Here is a 16823-nt window from a genome sequence, read left to right as displayed (position 1 = left end):
CCGGGGGCCGGGGGCGCCCCCCCGCCCCCCCGGGTCCCCCCCCCGCGCGGGGGGGGGGGGGCCCCCCACGGTTCCGGGAGGGGGGTCAGCTCATCAGGGCGGCGGCCAGTTCCGACTCGCGGGCCTGGGCGGGCACCGCCGGCTCGGCGGTCTCCTCGGCCTCGGTCGCGGCCGCGGCGGCCGGGCGGGGCTCAGCCTCCTCGGGCGGGAGGAGCCGGGCGTACATGCGCAGGGTCTCGGCGGCGATGCGGCTCCAGGAGTAGCGGGAGTGGGCGCGGTCGGCGGCGGCGATGGCGTACCCGTGCCGGGTGGTCTCCTCGGCCAGCAGGCGCCGCACCGCGCGGCCGATCTCCACCGGGCGCCCGGCGGGCACGTGCAGCCCGGTGATGTGGTCCAGGACGCTGTCGGCGTTGCCGCCGACCGGGGTCGTCACGACCGGGACGCCGCAGGCCATCGCCTCCAGCGCCACCAGCGGCGACGGACGGTCCGGCGACAGGCACAGCACCAGGCGGGCGGTGCGCAGCAGCTTGGGCAGGGACCGGCGCGGCATCCGGCCCAGGAAGATCACCCGGTCGGCGACGTGCAGCTCCTTGGCCAGCATCCGCAGCCGGTGCACGGCCGTGTCGTTCTCCAGCTCCTCGCGGGCGGGGCCGCCCGCGATGGCCAGCTCGGCGCCGGGGACGTTGACCAGCGTGCGGATCGCGGTGGCCACGCCGCCGTCGGTCAGGTCGCGGCACACCGTCACCAGGCGGGGCCGGTCGCTGCGGGGCAGCATGGGGCCGGTCTGGCTGAAGTGGTCGCCGTCCACGCCGTACGGGGTGACGCCGATCCTGGGGCGGGGCACGCCGAGGCGCACCAGCGCGTACGCCTCCTGCTCGCTGCCCGCCAGGACGGTGTCGGCGCCGCGTCCGAGCGCGGCCTCCAGGCGGATGCGGGCGGGGTGCACCGCCCGCCCGGCGCGGCGCTCGACGGTGCCGAGCCCGTGGTAGGACTGCACGAACGGAATGCCCAGTTCCCTGGCCACCGCGCAGGCCGCCAGCCCGCCGATCCAGCCGTGGGCGTGCACCACGTCGGGGCGTCCGGCGCCCGACCAGCGCCGCCGCAGCTCGTCGGCGACGTCACGCACGTGCTGCAGCAGGTCGTGCTCGGCCAGCGGGCGCGCCGGTCCGGCCTCGATCAGCCGCAGCGTGGCCCCCGGGCCGAGACGCGTCCGCTCGCGCGTCGCTTCGTCATAACGGCGCGCGTACACGGTCACGTGGTTCTGCTGGTCGCCGCCGGGCCGCGCCAGCGCGCGGGCCAGCTCACGGACCACGGACGCGTGGGTGTGCTCCCCGTTGAGGACGGACATCGAGACCAAGGCGATGTTCAGGGAGCTTTTCATGACACAGACCTCCGAAGGTTCCACGTGGCGCAAACCTGGAGGTATCTGCGTCTTAGACACCCGCTTGTGATGGTCCTTTTCCGTCGCGCGCCAGGATCAAACCTCCGATCCGCGTGACGCACGAAACAGATCCCATGGGGGACATGGGGGAATCATGTGACATCCGGGGCCGCGCCCCGGGCGCGGATGGCCTCTGACCTGGCGTGGAAGGTTCAAAGCACGGGAGATCGGCGGTAATACTGGACCACTGTGTATGCAGATCTCGTCTGGTACGTGGCCTACGGGTCCAACCTGGCACGGGACCGGTTCGCCTGCTACCTGGCCGGTGGGCGCCCCGAGGGGGCGATGCGCCACTACACCGGCTGCCGGGACGCCCGGCCCGCGCGCGACGAACGACCGGTGACCCTGCCCGGCGGCGTCTACTTCGCCTTCAACTCGCTGACGTGGGGCGGCGGCATGGCGTTCTACGACGCCGAGCTGCCGGGGCGCACGGCCGCCCGCGCCTACCTGGTGACCCGCGAGCAGTTCTGCGACGTGATGGCCCAGGAGATGCGGCGCGAGGCCGGTGAGAACCCCGACCTGTCGCAGGCGCTGGCCACCGGGCGGCAGCGGGTCGGCCCCGGGCACTACGAGACCGTCCTCAAGGTCGGCGAGCGGGACGGGCACCCGATGCTCACCTTCACCGCGCCGCACGGCGCGGGACGGGCCGTGCTGAACGCCCCGTCCGCCCCGTACCTGACCATGCTGGCGCGCGGCCTGCGCGACGCCCACGGCTGGAGGACCGGCCAGGTCGCCGCCTACCTGCGGGCCTGCCCGGGCGCCCGCGACGTCTGGTCCGAACCGGCCATCGCCGCGCTGCTGCGCCGCGCCGACACCGCCGCCGCGGCGTCCGCGCCGCGCGTCTCCCTCCACGCGATGTTCTCCGCGTTCCGGCCGGGGCCGGGTCTGCCGCTGGAGCCCGCCGCCGGATAGCGTCGTCGCCATGAACGTCGGCGACGTGGTGGACGACTTCGAGCTTCCGGACGAGACGGGACGGCCCCGCACCCTCAGCGGCCTGCTGGCGGACGGCCCCGTCGTGCTGTTCTTCTACCCGGCCGCGATGACCGCGGGCTGCACGGCCGAGGCGTGCCACTTCCGCGACGTGGCCGCCGAGTTCGCCGAGCTGGGCGCGCGCCCGGTCGGCGTCAGCGGCGACCCCGTGGACAAGCAGAGGGCGTTCGCCGACAAGCACACCTTCGGCTACCCGCTGCTGTCGGACACCGACGGCGCGGTGCGGGCCCGCTTCGGCGTCCGGCGCGGCCTCGCGCTCGCGCCGACCAGGCGGCAGACGTTCGTGATCGACACCGACCGCCGCGTCCTGGAGATCGTCAAGAGCGAGATCCGCATGAACGTCCATGCCGACCGCGCCCTCGCCGCCCTCCGCCGCCGCGCCGCCGCCTCCTGACCGTCCCGTGGGGCCGGTGGCCGGCGCCGGCCGCGCGACCGTGCAACCACGGCGGGCCGCGCCGCGTCAGAACCGCATGCGGCCGAGTGCGTTGATCGTCACCGCGATGGCGGCGCTGGGCGGGCTGGCGGGCTGCGCCCCGGGCGGGGGCGAGGTCGCCTGCCCGGCGATCCTGGTGCGCGAGGGCGTCGCGCTCAGGGTGAAGGCGCCGCTGGCGGGAAGGGCCGAGAGCGCCACGGTCACGGTCTGCTGGGACGGGCGGTGCCGGAACAGCGGGGACCTGGAGCTCATGCCGTCCACCGTCGCGGTGCCGCAGGACTGCCCCAGCGGGCCGCCCGACGGCAGTTGCGGCGCGTCGGCGAGCCCGACCGGCGACGCCAATGCCTTCTTCGACCTCAAGGGCCTGCCGTCCGAGCCGGTCGAGGTCGCCGTCGTGCTGCGCGACGGCGACGGTGGGAAGCTGTTCGACCGGAAGGTCACCGTCACGCCGAAGGGCCTGGGCGGGGACTGTCCCCAGCCTCCGCACACCGCCGTCGTCGCCGACGGCGCGCGGCTGGCCCCCGGCACCTGAGCGCGGGCGCCCCGGGTCAGCCGGGCAGCTCGGGCAGGACGATCGCGGACGGGTGGTCCGGGTCGTGGAAGATCTCCTGGTGGGCGGGCAGCATGCGGGTGGCGGTGCCGATCGGCTCGCCCGTGCCCGGATTGCGCGCCACGCGCGGGTAGGCGCCGCTGCACACCTGCACGCGGACGCTGTGGCCGCGGCGGAAGCGATGGCCGGCGGGCCACAGCTCCACCGCCACCCGGCGCACCCCGTCGCCGTCCGGCTCGGGCGTGCCCGGCACCAGCCGCCGCATCCCCTCGCACAGGTTGAGCGACGTGCCGTCCGGGGCCACGTCGCACAGCCGCACCACGATGTCGGTGTGGGCGCGGTCGGACCGGACGAACAGGTCGGCGGTGACCGGCCCGATGATCTCCAGGTCGTCGTCGAGCGCGGGTGAGGTGTAGGTGAGCACGTCGCGGCGCCGTTCCAGGCGCCGCTGGTCGGTGACGGGGTCGGCGCCGCCCAGCAGCGTCGGGCCGCCGAGGAACGGGGTCGGGTGCGCGGGGTCGTACCGGTACCGGTCGGGCGGCGACTCCGGCGGGCCGTCCGGCGCCAGCGCCGCGCCGGGCCGCAGGTGCCAGCGGCGGGCCCGCATGCCCGGCACCGGCCATTCGGGGAACTCCCGCCACTCGTCCGCCCCGGTCACGTACAGCCGCACCGGCTGCTCGCGCAGGCCGGACGGGTCGTCCAGCAGGTGGGCGCGGAACCAGTCGAGCGCCTCGGTGATCGATCCGCGCATCATCCGCTGGTCGGCGTGCGTCCACGGGCCGATGGTCAGGTAGGGGCGCCGCCCGGCCGCGCGCAGCGCCGCGTAGTCCTTCAGCTGCCAGGGCAGGAAGATGTCGTACCAGCCGCCGGTCATGTTCACCGGCGCGGCGACCCGCGAGACCGTGGGGCTGAAGTCGCGCCGGTCCCAGAACGGGGTGTCGGGGCCGTGCACCAGCAGGTCCTGGAAGAACCGCTGCGGCGCCCCGGTGGCCAGGGTGTCCAGCTCGGCGAGGGGACGGCCGGACAGCGCCGCGCGGCGGGCCCGGCGCGGCGACAGGAACCCGGCGGTCAGGCCCGACAGCGGGCTGCTCAGCCGCGCGGTCAGGTCCACCCACATCAGCGTCGACTCCAGCGCGAAACCGCCGCCCAGGTTGATCGCGTCGCGGAACTGCGACGCGGTGACCTGCATCGACAGGGCGCGCAGCTGCGGCCCGGCCTCGGCGGCGACCGCCCACTGGACGTACCCCAGGTAGCTGGGGCCGTGCATGGCGAACGTCCCCCCGAACCAGGGCTGGCGCTTGAGCCACTCGACCGTGGCCAGGCCGTCCTCGCGCTCGTCCAGCGGCTCGAACACCCCGCCGGAGCCGAACCCGCCGCGCACGCTCTGCACCACGGCCTGGAACCCGTGCGAGGCGAACGTCTGACCGCACATCAGCCCGAACGGCCCGCGCCGCCCGTAGGGGGAGCGGACCAGGATCGTGGGCGGGCGGTCGACGCCCTCGGGGGCGTAGTGGTCGGCCAGCAGCGTGACCCCGTCGGCGGCCGGGGCGGGCAGGTCGCGGCGGACCGTGACGCGGTGGGGGCCGTTGGGCAGTCCGAGCGCCGAGACCCCCAGCCGGCGCACCACTCCCAGATTCACCATCCGACCGATCGTAACCGCGGGTCAGCCGGTCCTTCCCGCCGAGAGGCCCCCGCCGGCTCCGGCACTTCACTACGATCAGCCCTTATCGGGATCGGTGCGACATGTCGCACATTTGCCACGCACCGGTCATTTCGCAGGTCCATCCGGTCCGGCCGGTCCGCCGGACGTCCGTCCACCAGAGGGAGAGAACGCGCGCTATGCCTGACTCACTGGAGTGGGGCTCGGTCATCGCCGCCGCCGTGATCATGGCGGTCGCCGTCGTGGTCGCCATCGTCCTGCGCATGCTGTCGGGACGGCTGACCCGGCGGGCCGGGGACACCCGGTGGGCCTGGGACGACCTGGTCGCCCGGCTGCTGCACGACCTGGCGCTGCCCCTGGCGGTGCTGGGCGGCGCGTGGCTGGCGGCCAACGTGCTGCACATCACCCCGCGCACCCTGGACATCACCGGCCGGGTGCTGACGGCGGTGACCGTGCTGGTCGTCGCGCTGGCCCTGGCGCGGATGTGCGCGGGCGTCGTCGCCTCGATCGCCCTCGGCCGGCAGGGCACGGCCGCCAACGTGACGATCTTCGCCAACATCACCCGGGTGGTGGTGCTGGGCGTCGGCATGCTGGTGATGCTGCAGACCCTGGGCGTGTCGATCACCCCGGTGCTGGGCGCCCTGGGCGTCGGCGGCCTGGCCGTGGCGCTGGCGCTGCAGGACACCCTGGCCAACCTGTTCGCGGGCGTGCACGTGCTGGCGTCCAAGACCATCGAGCCGGGCGACTACATCAGGCTCAGCAGCGGCCAGGAGGGCTACGTCGTCGACATCAACTGGCGCAACACCTCGATCCGCACCCTGTCGGACAACATCGAGGTCATCCCCAACCAGCGGTTCTCCGACACGATCCTCACCAACTACCACCGCCCCGCCCAGGACATGAGCCTGATCATCGGGTGCAGCGTCGCCTACGGCAGCGACCTGGAGCAGGTCGAGAAGGTCGTCGTCGAGGTCGGCCAGGAGGTCATGGCCGAGGTGGAGGGCGGCGTCAAGGACGCCGAGACGCTGGTACGCTTCCACACCTTCGGCGACTCGCGCATCGCCTTCAACGTGATCCTGCGCATCGACGAGTTCGGCGAGCAGTTCCGCATCAAGCACGAGTTCGTCAAGCGCCTGCACCGCCGCTTCCGCGCCGAGGGCATCGAGATCCCCTTCCCCATGCGCCGCGTCCTCCTGGACACCGACCACCCCGGCGACCTCCTCACCGCCCCTCCCGGGCAGCCGTGACGCCTCCGTGCGGGGACGGGCCGGTGCCCGTCCCCGCACGGAGCCGATCAGGAGGTGACGCGGGTCAGGGGACGAAGCGGACGTCGGGGTGGCGGGGGGACGGCCCGTCCAGCAGGCGCCCGGGTCGCCCCAGCAGGTGACGGTCGAAGAACGCCGTGATGTAGGCGCGCTGCGACGTCATGATCCGGGCGGGGTCGACGGTGCCGATGAAGTCGCGCCGCACGTCTGCGGGGACGTGTACGGACGGGTCGACGTCCGGAAGGATGTCCTGCAGGTCGGTGTAGGTGTAGTGGGAGCCCTCCGGGACGTTCAGGTCGCGCTTCCAGCCGGTCGAGCGGTCCCAGAACGCGCCCCAGGACGGGGAGGTGCGGTGCGTCTGCGGCTCTCCGCCGGTGGCCGCGCCCATCAGCAGGAACGGCCGGTCCACCCCCTTGCGCGCGGCCTCGATGAGGTCGCCCTCGGCGTACTGCAGGGTGCCGTCCATGTCGATCCCGGCGTCCAGCCGGCGGTCGCCGACCATCGTCTCGGCCGCCTGGATGCCGCCCGCCGAGTGCCCGAACATGCCGATCCGCGACAGGTCGAGCATGCGGCCGAGGCCCCGGGGCAGCGCGCGCCCCTCGGCGTCGGGGTTGCGGCCCGCCGCCAGCTCCTCAAGGGCGTCCATGACGAACCGGGTGTCGGCGACGCGCGTGGCCATGGCGGTCTTCAGGCGTTCCGGCCCCTGCTCGGGCAGCCGCGCGGCCTCCACCCGGCCCCCGGGGAACTCCACCAGCGCCGCCTCGTAGGTGTGGTCCATCGTGACGACCACGTACCCCCGGCTGACCAGCTCCTCGACCACGGCCGTGCCGAGCCCGCGCAGCGTCCCGAAGCCGGGGGAGTAGAGCACCACCGGGCGGCCGCCGAGCCGCAGGTCGGGCGCGGCGGACTCGAAGGCGTGCGTGCGGGCGCCCGCCCAGTCCACGCTGCCGGGCGGGAACATGCCGAGCACGGTCTCTCCCGCCAGCGCCCTGGCCACCCCCGGACGCAGGTACGGCGCGACCGTCCCGCCGCCGCCCGACGGATACCAGACGCTGATCATCAGTTCGCGCGTGCGGCCCTGCACCCACGGGTCGGGACGGCCGTGGTCGACCAGGTGCAGCTCGGTGGTGCCGACGGCGTGGCGGCCGGTCGGGCGGGGCAGGTCGAAGCCGGCCGGGGCGGCGGCCGACGTCCGCGCGGCCGTGGCGCTGGTCCCGCACGCGACGGTGAGGGACAGGGGCAGGGCGGCCACGGCCGTCAGCAGGCCGAGCCGCCGGAAAGTCCTTGATCGCATTCGCCCAGCCTGGCGGGACGGGCGCCCGCGCGGCACGCCCGAACGGCAGCCCCGCCCCCTGACTTTCGTCAGCCCGCGCGCCCCTTCGCCGGCTCGCGCACCCTTTCGCCGGCCTGCGCGACCTCGCCGGCCCGCCCGCGCGCGGCGCCGGTCAGGTGGCGGTGGCCTCGTCGAACCAGGCGAGATACTCGGTCAGGTCGAACATCCGCGCGGTCTCGATCGCCGACGGACGCCCGGCGCGCGGGTCGGCGCCACCCTCCAGCAGCGCCCGCACCACCTCGGCCTCCTGCTTGAACACCGCCCCCGCCAGCGGACGCTGGCCGCGGTCGTTGGCCCGTTCGGGATCGGCGCCCCGGGCCACCAGGGCGCGGACGGTCTCGGCGTGGCCGTGGTAGGCGGCCAGCATGAGCAGCGTGTCGCCCTTGTCGTTGGTGAGGTTCACCGGCACCCCGGCGTCGACGTAGGCGACCAGCTCCTCCGTCCGTCCCGCGCGCGCCAGCTCGAACAGCCTGGTCGCGAACTCCTGCAGTTCCGGGTCGGCCTCGCTCATGACACGAACACTACTTCCCGGCCACGGACCGTCCGCCGCGCGGTCGGCGAGCCTGCTGCCCAGCGAGTCGCGCCCGTAGCGCAGGTGCTTCTCCAGCGCCACCAGGGCGCCCTGCCGGGAGGCCGACCCGAACCGCACCCCGTCGGCCAGGGCCCGCATGAGCAGCATCCCGCGGCCGTGCTCGGACAGCGGGCCGGGCGCCTCGCCGTGGCCCGCGCCGTATCCGGGGCCCGAGTCGATCACCTTGATCACACAGCGCTCGTCCAGGATGCCCACCCGCACGGTGTACTCCTCGCCCTTGCCCGCGTGCCGGATCGCGTTGGTGCAGGCCTCGGTGAGCATCAGCTCGATGTCGCCGCGGATCGCCGCGTCCACCCCGAGCGCGCACAGGGACGAGTCGAGCAGGCGTCGCGCCGCGGGAACGCTCGCGGCGTCCCGCGGCAAGCGAAGATCAAGGCTGATCTCCATGTCGACTCCGTCGGACGGCTGTTCTCCTGGGGGCACCCCTGCCCGTGACAGGCGTCCCGAATCATGGCTCGCGCGTGGAATGTGCCGCGCGGCGGGCGTTCAGCCTGGCCAGGCGCCCCTGGCGACGATGTTCAGGACGAGGGCGCCGATGTTCCACGCGTCGTCGACCCCGCTGTGGTGGCGGCCCTCCAGGGGGATGCCCGCGTGCCGCAGCGCCCCGGCCATGCCGAGCCTGCGCGGCAGGCCGTGCGCCGCCGAGTAGGTCGCCTTGGCGTTGGTGTGGCGGCGGCCGAACGGGTAGCGCACCCCGGCGGCGGCGCACTGGCGCTCGAACTGCTTGCGGTCGTAGTCGCCCCAGCTCGCCCAGGCCCGCGAATGCGCGCGGTGCTCGCGTTCGAGCAGCGCGCACGCCTCCGCGAACCCGATCCCGCCGTCCACCTCCTCCTGGGTCAGCCCGGTCAGCTCGGTGCAGAACGCGCTGACCGACGAGCGCTCGGGCCGCACGAGCACGCGGTGCCGCTCGACCCGCTCGCGGGTCTCCAGGTCCACCACGCACAGCCCGATCTCGATGATCTCGCTGACCTGCCCGCCCGGGGGACGGCCCTCCCAGCAGGTGGCCTCCACGTCGACGACGTTGAGAAAGCGGCCATGGGGTTCCATGCCCCGGCACGCTAGCGCCCTCGCCCGGCCACCGGCGATCGTTTTTCCGGCCGCCCGGCGCGCGGGCCGCCGGGGCGCTCAGCCGCGGCCGGACGCGGCGTCCAGGGCGGCGGTGACGCGTTCCAGGGAGCGGCGCAGCGCGACCAGCTCCTGCTCGTCCAGGCCGGTCGCCGCCATGATGCGGAAGGGCACCGCCGCGGCCCGCCGCCGCAGTTCCCGTCCGGGGCCGGTCAGCGACACCGTCACCTGCCGCTCGTCGCGGGCGCTGCGCTCGCGCCGCACCAGGCCCGCCGACTCCAGCCGCTTGAGCAGGGGCGAAAGCGTGCCGGAGTCCAGCCGCAGCGCCAGCCCCAGCTCCTTGACGGTCAGCGAGCCGTGCTCCCACAGCACCAGCATCGCCAGGTACTGCGGGTAGGTCAGGCCGAGGTCGCGCAGCAGCGGCCGGTACACCGCGTCGAACGCGCGCGAGGTCGCGTGCACGGCGAAGCACACCTGGCGGTCGAGCCGCATGGCCTCCTCGGCGGGCAGGTCGCGCGGCGTTGCACTGTCCATGCGTTCCATCCTAGAGTTCGATTGCGTACAATCGAATTGCATCCAATTAAAGGAGAGGTCATGGACGCCCAGTACACCGCCGTCGCCACCGCCAACGGGCGGGACGGCCGCGCCGTCAGCTCCGACGGCCGGCTCGACCTGGCCCTCGCCCTGCCGGCCGAGATGGGCGGCACCGGCCGCGGCACCAACCCCGAGCAGCTGTTCGCCGCCGGATACGCCGCCTGCTTCGCCAGCGCGCTCGGCGCCGTGGCCCGCGGCACCGGCCAGGACGTGCGCGACGTCTCCGTCACCGCCGAGGTCGGCATCGGCGGCGACGTGCAGTCCGGCTTCGGCCTGAGCGTCGTGCTGCGCGTGGAACTGCCCGACGAGCTGCAGGGCGAGGCGGGACGCGCGCTGGTCGACAAGGCCCACCAGGTCTGCCCGTACTCCAACGCCACCCGCGGCAACATCCCCGTGGAACTGGTCGTCGAATGATCGAGAGGCGTCCCCCTCGGGTGACGCCTCTCCAACTCCTGCGCCAGGCAGGTGTCCCTGATCCGACCCTGATCCAGCGGTCATCCGCCGCCGGCGGCCTGGTCCGCGCGGACCACCCTCCGCACGGCCCCGGCCGCCGGCCCGGTCCGCGCGCTCAACTCGGTGATGCGCCGCTTGTGGCGGCGCCGCTCCGGGCCGGGCAGCACCGTGTTCAGCTCACCCGCCGCCGCCAGCGCCACCGCCGCCGCGTCATAGCTGTTGACGTGCGCGATGGGCCTGCCGCGCAGCGCCGAGGACGCCCCGCCCCACAGCGTCTTGACCACCCGCGGGTCCTTCACCTCCACCCGGTGCGCGGGGAACACCCCCAGCACCCGGTGCCGGCGCACGCGGATCCAGCCGTCGGCGGCCAGCTCCTCGCGCACCCTGCGCACCATCGCGCGGCTGTCCTTGCGCACCCAGTAGTGCCACGACCGCGGCCGCGACGCCGCGATCTGCTCCACCAGGCCGTACGGGTCCTCGCCCGGCGTGCCGGGCCGGGGCCCGCGGCGCTCCTCGACGAGCCGCCCGTCCAGGTACAGCTCGGCCAGGGCCGCGCCGCGCAGCACGTAGCCCAGGCGGCCGCCGTTGTACGGCATGCGGCCCCGCCTCAGGTCGTAGGCCAGCAGGTACATCCTGGCCGGCAGTGATTCGGGCACCTTCACCATGACCTAGTCCTCGTCCTTCCGCCCGGTGTCGTCGCCGTCCTTGCGCGGCCGGCCCGGCCGCCGCATCCGCGCGGCCCCGCGGGGCATGCGCCCCGCGTCGGCCAGCGCCTTGCGCAGCAGGAACTCGATCTGGGCATTGGTGCTGCGCAGCTCGTCGGACGCCCAGCGGGCCAGCGCGTCGTGCACGGCCGGATCCAGCCGCAAAAGGATCTTCTTGCGGTCCGTCACTGGTAGAGCGAGCCGGCGTTGACGATCGGCTGCGCGTCGCGATCGGCGCACAGCACGACCAGCAGGTTGCTGACCATCGCTGCCTTGCGTTCCTCGTCCAGTTCGACCACGTTCTCCTCGTCCAGCCGGTCGAGCGCCAGCTGCACCATGCCGACCGCGCCCTCGACGATCCGCTGCCGCGCCGCCACCACGGCGCCCGCCTGCTGGCGGCGCAGCATGGCCTGCGCGATCTCCGGCGCGTACGCCAGCCCGGTGATCCGCGACTCGACGATCCGCACCCCGGCCGCGGCGACCCGCAGCGTCAGCTCCTCCGACAGCTTGGCGGTGATCTCGTCGGCGTTGTCGCGCAGCGACAGCCGGTCGTGCGCGTCGTAGGGGAAGCTGCCCGCGATGTGCCGCAGCCCGGCCTCGGTCTGGAACGCCACGAACTCCACGAAGTCGTCCACTGCGAACACCGCGCGCGCGGTGTCCTCGACCTGCCACACCACCACCGCGGAGATCTCGATCGGGTTGCCGTCCAGGTCGTTGACCTTCGCCCGGTCCGTCTCGTGGTTGCGGATGCGCGTCGACACCCGCTTGCGCTCACTGATCGGATTCACCCAGCGCAGCCCGTCGGTCCGGACCGTCCCGGTGTAGCGCCCGAGCACCTGCAGCACCCGGGCCTCGTTCGGCGCCACCGGCGTCAGCCCCGCCGCCACCACCACCCCGGCCACCAGCAGCACGCTGCCGGTCACGAGCCCGACCGCGATCGCCGAGCCTCCCGCCACGACCCCGAGCCCGACCGCCACCGCGGCCAACACGATCAGCCCCAGCGCCAGCAGCAGCATGGGCCATCCGCTGAGGTTGCGCGCCTCCCGCTCGGCGACGTCCACCTTGGGCAGCTCCGCCAGCCCGGCGGCACCCCCGTCGACCTTCATCATCCGGCTCCTCTCGGTATGGCACCAAGCTATCAAACTGATATCACTTTTCCAATCCGTTCCCCGGCGGGCGGCCGGTCACCGGATGACCGTGCAGGGTGAGGGGCCCGGCACGTCCACGGCGCCGGCCCCGCTCCTCGGCCGGCTGGGCGACCGGCGGTGCGGTGGCGTGCGCCGCGCGACGGCCCCGGACGGCGATGGTCGGATGGGGCTCGGGGGCCGCGTGCGAAAGGTGCCGACAGTCTGTTCGGCTGCGGCCGGCGACTTTGTCATGCGTTCTTGCGGGGAAACTTTCGCCCCCGCCGCCCGGTGGTGCCCGCCGCCAGACGCCCGGGATGAGAATTTTCCGCGATACGTGGTGATGACGAGGCCGTCGCGGTGATTCGACAGCCGCACTGACGGACTGTCGCGGGTTCTGGTGTGAGCATGAAATGGCGCTGCCCTTCCGAGAGGTCACGCCAGATCTCCGACCCCGAGGTATCCGATGCTTCTGACGACACCCCCGACCGCCCTCTACTGGCTCCGGTCCTTTCCCGGTGACGCCGAACAGGCCCGCGCCGCACGGCGGTTCACCTCCTGCCTGCTGACCGGATTCCCCGCACTCGACGAGGTGCTGCTGGCCGTGGACGAACTCGTCGTCAACGCGTTGCGGCACACCAAGTCGGGGCAGGGGGACGGCTTGTTCACCGTCGAGGTCCTCGGCCGTTGCAGCGGTGTGGCCGTGGCCGTCACCGACCAGGGCGGCCCCGGGGAGCCCACCGTCCGGGACGTCGACGAGCTCGCCGAGAGCGGGCGCGGCCTGCGGACCGTCTCCCACCTGGCGACGAGCTGGGGTTGGTACGGCGACGACTCCGGCCGCACGGTCACCGCCATGTTCGCGGGGGAGTGGCTGCGATGACCTCCTGCCGCTCCTAGCTCGGCCGCGCCGGGAGGCGGCCTTCGCGCTCCGGGCGGCCGGGCCTTCCCGGAACGCCGGAGGGCGCTTTCGGTGACCGTGTGGTCACGAGAAGGGGGATGGTTTGACCCGGTCCGGGGGCGGCGGGATCATGAGCGGATTCTTCGAGGTCAGGGGATGTGCGCGGTGAGGTCGGCGTGACGATCGTGGTTCGGGCCGTGGTGGCGGTGGCGTTGCTGGCGGGGTACTACCTGCTGGCGTTGGTGTTCCTGGGGCTCGCGGTGGCGGCGGCGGTGCTGACCGTCCGGTATCCGAACGCGGGCACGATCAAGCTGACGCTGGTGATGCTGGCGGTGTCGGTCCCGCTGCTCGGGGCGATGGTGCGGGCGGTGCGCCAGCGGGCGGAGCGGCCGGCCGGGGTCCCGGTGACCCGGGCGGACGAGCCCGTGCTGTGGAACGTGATCGACGACCTGGCCGCGCGGGTGGGCACGCGTCCGCCGGACGAGGTGCTGTTCGTCCCCGAGGTGAACGCGGCCGTCAGCGAGGACACGCGCTGGCTGGGGCTGCGGGGGCGCCGCCGGTACATGCTCACCGGGGTGCCGCTGCTGGAGACCCTCACCATCGACCAGATGCGCGCGGTGCTCGGCCATGAACTGGGCCACTACAGCGGGCGGCACACCCGGCTCGGCGGGCTGACGTACCGGGGCGCGGTGTCGCTGGCGCACACCGTCGAGGCCCTGTCCGGCTCGTCGTTCGCGCGGCGGGTGTTCGAGGCCTACGCCAAGCTCTACTTCCGGGTCTCGCAGGGGGTGCGGCGCCGGCAGGAGATCGAGGCCGACCGGTTCATGGTGCAGATCGCGGGGCGCGCGGCCGCGGCCACCGCGTTGCAGCAGGTGCGTGCCACCGCCGCCGCCTGGTCGTTCTTCCTCGACCGGTTCGCGGGCGCGGGCGTGCGGTACGGCCTGGCCCCGGCCGACCTGTTCGGCGGTTTCCGGGCGCTGCTGGCCGAGCCGAGCCGCCGCGGCGAGATGGCCGAGGTGCTGCGCCAGCCCGAGGAGCGCGACCCCTACGACTCCCATCCCACGCTCGCCGAACGGCTGGAGGCGATCGGACGCTGCCCCGAGCCGCAGGGCCTGCGCCCCGACCAGCGGCTGGCGACGGCGCTGCTCACCGACCCGCACCGCGCCGCGCACGCCATGCGCCAGGCCATGTTCGGCGACGAGGCCACCGTGCTGGACTGGGCCGAGCTGGTGTGCCGGTCCGCCGCGCTGGAGGCGGCGGAGGAGGGCACGCGGCTGCTGGAGCAGGTCGAGCGGGTGACGGGCGCGCCGGGCCCGGCGCCCACCCTCGGGACGGTGCTCGACCTGCTGGAACGCGGCGGCGGCCCCGCGCTGGCCGCCGAGCTGTGCCGCGACCTGCCCGAACTGCCGCCCGACCGGGTCGGGGAGGCGCACGCGGCGGTGCTGCGCGGGCACGTGATCGGCCTGTTCACCTCGGCGCTGCTGGCGGCGGGCAGCGTGCGGTACCGGTTCTCCTGGTCGGGGGCGCCCGCCCGGCCCGTCGCCCACGACGGCACGGAGATCGACATGTCCCGTGTCGTGCCCGAGCAGATCGGCCCGCGGCACGTGCCGGGACTGCGGTCCTGGCTGCGGCAGGCCGGGGTCGACCTCGCCTACCGCCCGCCACGGCCCGACCGCGCGTCGATCGACCTGCTCGGGGTCCTGTACGCGGTGGAGCAGGACGGCGAGTACTACGACGCGCTGGTGCTCGACGTGGGGCTGCTGTTCGTCCGCCTGTCCGGCACCGAGGTCATGCGCGGCGGGATGTCGCAGACGGCATGGCACCAGCGCACCGAGCACATGCTGCGCTCCAGCCCGGCCGAGCTGCTGGAACGCGACGGGAACTGGCTGCTGGGCGCCAAGGACGTCACCCGTGCCGCGATGTGGGCCAAGGGCGACAAGTGGACGCTCAGCGTGGACTGCGCCTGGACCGACGACCAGGGCGTCCGTCGGCAGGCGGCCGTCCGCGTCCAGGGCAAGCCGCCGTGCACCGAGCCCGCCGAGGCGATGAAGATCCTGCATTCGCTGCTGGGCCCCCGCATCACCTGGTCGCAGGAGAAGCTCTGAGGCTCGCCCGAGACGGCGGACGCCCCCCGTCTGGGCGGGGCCGTCCGCCGTTCAGATGGCCGCCGGGACGGGCGTGTCGTCGTGCGCCTCGTCCGGGATGACCTTGGGCACGGAACGCAGGGTGAACAGCGCGGTCACCGCGACGCACGCCATCACCGCGGCGCTGGCCAGCATGGCGGCGTGCATGCCGTCGACGTAGGCGACCCGTGTGGCGTCCAGGAGCCGCGCGGCCAGGTCCGGCGGCAGGCCCGCGGCGGTGCCCGCGGCGGAGGCCAGGGACTCGCGGGCGGCGTGCTCGGCGCCCGCGGGCAGGCCGGACGGCAGGTCCAGGCTGTGCCGGTAGACGGCGGTCACCACGCTGCCGAGGACCGCCATGCCCAGGGCGCCGCCGAGTTCGGTGGCGGTCTCGGCGATCGCCGACGCGGAGCCCGCGCGCCGCCGGGGCACCGAGGCCAGCACCGTGTCGCCGGTGACGGTCATCGCCATGCCCATGCCCAGGCCGCCCAGCAGCATCGGGACCACCATGAGCGGGTACGACGGGTCGGTGCCGAACCCGATGAACGTGGCGTACGACACGCCGCTGACGACCATGCCGATCGTCACGGTCCGGGCCCGGCCGACGGCGGAGATCAGCGGCGCGGCCAGCGCGGCGCCGCCCACCGCGGCGCCCACCGCGCCGGGCAGCCCGGCCAGTCCCGCCCACAGCGGCGACCAGCCCAGCACCAGCTGGAAGTACAGCGAGAAGATCAGCGACTGGGCGACCAGGCCGAACATCGCGAACATGTTGATCGCCACCGAGCCGGTGAAGGTGACCCGGCGGAACAGCCGCACGTCGATCATCGGGTGCGCCAGCCGCGTCTGCCGCCACAGGAACAGCGCCAGCCCGGCGACCCCGACCGCGACGCCCACGCGCACCTGCGCGACGTCCAGCCCGTGCACCGCCGCCTCCTTGATCGCGTAGACCATGCCGAGGACCCCGGCGGCCGACAGCGGCACGCTCAGCGCGTCCACCCGGCCGTGTCCGGGCCCGTGCGAGCCGGGCAGCAGCACGGCCCCGGCCACCAGGATCACCGCCATGATCGGCACGTTGATCAGGAAGACCGCGCCCCACCAGAAGTGCTCCAGCAGGCCGCCGCCGAGCACCGGGCCGAGCCCGACCGCCAGCGCGCCGGACCCCATGAACGCGCCGACCGCCATGGTGCGCTCCTTGGGCTCGGTGAACACGCGGCGGATCAGCGCCAGCGCGGACGGCATCAGCGTGGCCCCGGCCACGCCGAGCAGGGCGCGCGCCGCGACCAGCAGCTCGGCGCTCCAGGCGTAGGCGGTCAGCGCGGACGCGGCGGCGAACAGGGCGACGCCGGTCAGCAGCAGGTTGCGGTGCCCGACGCGGTCGCCGACGGCGCCCATCGTGATCAGCAGCCCGGCCAGCGCGAAGCCGTAGATGTCGGCGATCCACAGGATCTGCGTGGCCGACGGGTCCAGGTCGGCGGTGATGTGGGGGACGGCCAGGTTGAGCGCCGTCAGGTCGATGCCGGGCACCACCATGAGCAGGCACCCGATGACGAACGTGCCCCATTTGCGGTGGGGCGGGATGGCTGAGGTGTTCATGCACGGCA

Annotated in this window: 17 protein-coding genes and 1 pseudogene; 7 read left to right on the top strand and 11 right to left on the bottom strand. The window is 74.1% G+C overall.

Annotated features, from left to right (window positions below):
• Nucleotides 1-85 precede the first annotated feature (85 nt).
• On the bottom strand, nucleotides 86-1381 hold the full coding sequence (locus tag ABZ801_RS21705) for a glycosyltransferase (RefSeq protein WP_360700384.1): 1296 nt from the start codon (nucleotides 1379-1381) through the stop codon (nucleotides 86-88).
• Between the two features lie 249 nt (nucleotides 1382-1630).
• On the opposite strand from ABZ801_RS21705, the gene ABZ801_RS21700 reads away from it, so the two are divergent.
• The 3 genes from ABZ801_RS21700 to ABZ801_RS21690 all read left to right on the top strand — a co-directional run bounded on the left by ABZ801_RS21700 (nucleotide 1631) and on the right by ABZ801_RS21690 (nucleotide 3396).
• Nucleotides 1631-2353, top strand: a complete 723-nt coding sequence (locus ABZ801_RS21700; protein WP_360700381.1) for a histone deacetylase — start codon at nucleotides 1631-1633, stop codon at nucleotides 2351-2353.
• A 10-nt stretch (nucleotides 2354-2363) separates the two neighbouring features.
• Entirely contained in the window at nucleotides 2364-2825 is a 462-nt protein-coding gene (locus ABZ801_RS21695) for a peroxiredoxin (RefSeq protein WP_344940811.1), read from the top strand.
• A gap of 106 nt (nucleotides 2826-2931) precedes the next feature.
• On the top strand, nucleotides 2932-3396 hold the full coding sequence (locus ABZ801_RS21690; RefSeq protein ID WP_360700378.1) for a hypothetical protein: 465 nt from the start codon (nucleotides 2932-2934) through the stop codon (nucleotides 3394-3396).
• Between the two features lie 16 nt (nucleotides 3397-3412).
• Here ABZ801_RS21690 and ABZ801_RS21685 read toward each other — a convergent pair whose 3' ends face one another.
• A complete protein-coding gene (locus tag ABZ801_RS21685; protein WP_360700375.1) occupies nucleotides 3413-5056 on the bottom strand; it encodes a CocE/NonD family hydrolase in 1644 nt (547 codons plus the stop codon).
• Between the two features lie 197 nt (nucleotides 5057-5253).
• Here ABZ801_RS21685 and ABZ801_RS21680 point away from each other — a divergent pair, with 197 nt between their 5' ends.
• Nucleotides 5254-6321 (top strand): mechanosensitive ion channel domain-containing protein, encoded by a 1068-nt coding sequence (locus tag ABZ801_RS21680; RefSeq protein ID WP_344940802.1) that lies wholly within the window; start codon nucleotides 5254-5256, stop codon nucleotides 6319-6321.
• A 64-nt stretch (nucleotides 6322-6385) separates the two neighbouring features.
• Here ABZ801_RS21680 and ABZ801_RS21675 read toward each other — a convergent pair whose 3' ends face one another.
• The 5 genes and pseudogenes from ABZ801_RS21675 to ABZ801_RS21655 form a co-directional block, all read right to left on the bottom strand.
• Nucleotides 6386-7633, bottom strand: coding sequence for a lipase (locus ABZ801_RS21675; protein WP_360700372.1), 1248 nt, complete (start codon nucleotides 7631-7633; stop codon nucleotides 6386-6388).
• A gap of 151 nt (nucleotides 7634-7784) precedes the next feature.
• Nucleotides 7785-8183, bottom strand: a complete 399-nt coding sequence (locus ABZ801_RS21670) for an ankyrin repeat domain-containing protein (protein ID WP_344941070.1) — start codon at nucleotides 8181-8183, stop codon at nucleotides 7785-7787.
• A 111-nt stretch (nucleotides 8184-8294) separates the two neighbouring features.
• A pseudogene (locus ABZ801_RS21665) lies at nucleotides 8295-8651 on the bottom strand (ATP-binding protein); the annotation flags it as partial.
• Between the two features lie 99 nt (nucleotides 8652-8750).
• Nucleotides 8751-9311, bottom strand: a complete 561-nt coding sequence (locus ABZ801_RS21660) for a 3'-5' exonuclease (RefSeq protein WP_360700369.1) — start codon at nucleotides 9309-9311, stop codon at nucleotides 8751-8753.
• 78 nt (nucleotides 9312-9389) lie between these two features.
• Nucleotides 9390-9863 carry a MarR family transcriptional regulator gene (locus tag ABZ801_RS21655; RefSeq protein WP_344940794.1) on the bottom strand — a complete coding sequence of 158 codons (474 nt, stop codon included), beginning with the start codon at nucleotides 9861-9863 and terminating at the stop codon, nucleotides 9390-9392.
• Between the two features lie 60 nt (nucleotides 9864-9923).
• On the opposite strand from ABZ801_RS21655, the gene ABZ801_RS21650 reads away from it, so the two are divergent.
• Nucleotides 9924-10337, top strand: coding sequence for an organic hydroperoxide resistance protein (locus tag ABZ801_RS21650; protein ID WP_344940791.1), 414 nt, complete (start codon nucleotides 9924-9926; stop codon nucleotides 10335-10337).
• An 80-nt stretch (nucleotides 10338-10417) separates the two neighbouring features.
• On the opposite strand, the gene ABZ801_RS21645 is transcribed toward ABZ801_RS21650, so the two are convergent.
• From ABZ801_RS21645 to ABZ801_RS21635, 3 genes are read right to left on the bottom strand one after another with little or no spacing between them, the layout of a single operon-like run.
• Nucleotides 10418-11041, bottom strand: a complete 624-nt coding sequence (locus ABZ801_RS21645) for a GPP34 family phosphoprotein (RefSeq protein WP_344940789.1) — start codon at nucleotides 11039-11041, stop codon at nucleotides 10418-10420.
• Between the two features lie 3 nt (nucleotides 11042-11044).
• The gene (locus ABZ801_RS21640) at nucleotides 11045-11269 is read right to left on the bottom strand and encodes a hypothetical protein (RefSeq protein WP_344940786.1); all 225 of its coding nucleotides are present in this window, start codon (nucleotides 11267-11269) and stop codon (nucleotides 11045-11047) included.
• Nucleotides 11266-12189, bottom strand: a complete 924-nt coding sequence (locus tag ABZ801_RS21635; protein WP_360700364.1) for an SPFH domain-containing protein — start codon at nucleotides 12187-12189, stop codon at nucleotides 11266-11268. The genes ABZ801_RS21640 and ABZ801_RS21635 overlap by 4 nt, the downstream gene beginning before the upstream one ends.
• Nucleotides 12190-12670: 481 nt before the next feature.
• Between ABZ801_RS21635 and ABZ801_RS21630 the strand changes: the two genes are divergently transcribed.
• Both ABZ801_RS21630 and ABZ801_RS21625 read left to right on the top strand, forming a co-directional pair.
• Nucleotides 12671-13084 (top strand): ATP-binding protein, encoded by a 414-nt coding sequence (locus ABZ801_RS21630; protein ID WP_344940780.1) that lies wholly within the window; start codon nucleotides 12671-12673, stop codon nucleotides 13082-13084.
• Nucleotides 13085-13278: 194 nt separating this feature from the next.
• Nucleotides 13279-15207: a M48 family metallopeptidase gene (locus tag ABZ801_RS21625; protein WP_360700361.1), complete on the top strand. Its 1929-nt coding sequence runs from the start codon at nucleotides 13279-13281 to the stop codon at nucleotides 15205-15207.
• Between the two features lie 51 nt (nucleotides 15208-15258).
• On the opposite strand, the gene ABZ801_RS21620 is transcribed toward ABZ801_RS21625, so the two are convergent.
• Nucleotides 15259-16815, bottom strand: a complete 1557-nt coding sequence (locus ABZ801_RS21620) for an MFS transporter (RefSeq protein ID WP_360700358.1) — start codon at nucleotides 16813-16815, stop codon at nucleotides 15259-15261.
• Nucleotides 16816-16823 lie beyond the last annotated feature (8 nt).

The organism is Actinomadura sp. NPDC047616, assembly GCF_040642915.1.
GTDB classification, from domain to species: Bacteria; Actinomycetota; Actinomycetes; order Streptosporangiales; family Streptosporangiaceae; genus Spirillospora; species Spirillospora miaoliensis.
Note: the sequence above shows the minus strand (reverse complement) of the source record. Positions and strands in the feature narration are given on the sequence as shown.

Bases quoted from the DNA above. Each gene is read 5' to 3' on its own strand.
- ABZ801_RS21655 (WP_344940794.1), bottom strand. From the start codon at position 9,863: ATGGACAGTGCAACGCCGCGCGACCTGCCCGCCGAGGAGGCCATGCGG.
- ABZ801_RS21675 (WP_360700372.1), bottom strand. From the start codon at position 7,633: ATGCGATCAAGGACTTTCCGGCGGCTCGGCCTGCTGACGGCCGTGGCC.
- ABZ801_RS21635 (WP_360700364.1), bottom strand. From the start codon at position 12,189: ATGATGAAGGTCGACGGGGGTGCCGCCGGGCTGGCGGAGCTGCCCAAG.
- ABZ801_RS21660 (WP_360700369.1), bottom strand. From the start codon at position 9,311: ATGGAACCCCATGGCCGCTTTCTCAACGTCGTCGACGTGGAGGCCACC.
- ABZ801_RS21620 (WP_360700358.1), bottom strand. From the start codon at position 16,815: ATGAACACCTCAGCCATCCCGCCCCACCGCAAATGGGGCACGTTCGTC.
- ABZ801_RS21670 (WP_344941070.1), bottom strand. From the start codon at position 8,183: ATGAGCGAGGCCGACCCGGAACTGCAGGAGTTCGCGACCAGGCTGTTC.
- ABZ801_RS21685 (WP_360700375.1), bottom strand. From the start codon at position 5,056: ATGGTGAATCTGGGAGTGGTGCGCCGGCTGGGGGTCTCGGCGCTCGGA.
- ABZ801_RS21680 (WP_344940802.1), top strand. From the start codon at position 5,254: ATGCCTGACTCACTGGAGTGGGGCTCGGTCATCGCCGCCGCCGTGATC.
- ABZ801_RS21705 (WP_360700384.1), bottom strand. From the start codon at position 1,381: ATGAAAAGCTCCCTGAACATCGCCTTGGTCTCGATGTCCGTCCTCAAC.
- ABZ801_RS21650 (WP_344940791.1), top strand. From the start codon at position 9,924: ATGGACGCCCAGTACACCGCCGTCGCCACCGCCAACGGGCGGGACGGC.
- ABZ801_RS21645 (WP_344940789.1), bottom strand. From the start codon at position 11,041: ATGGTGAAGGTGCCCGAATCACTGCCGGCCAGGATGTACCTGCTGGCC.
- ABZ801_RS21690 (WP_360700378.1), top strand. From the start codon at position 2,932: ATGGCGGCGCTGGGCGGGCTGGCGGGCTGCGCCCCGGGCGGGGGCGAG.
- ABZ801_RS21695 (WP_344940811.1), top strand. From the start codon at position 2,364: ATGAACGTCGGCGACGTGGTGGACGACTTCGAGCTTCCGGACGAGACG.
- ABZ801_RS21630 (WP_344940780.1), top strand. From the start codon at position 12,671: ATGCTTCTGACGACACCCCCGACCGCCCTCTACTGGCTCCGGTCCTTT.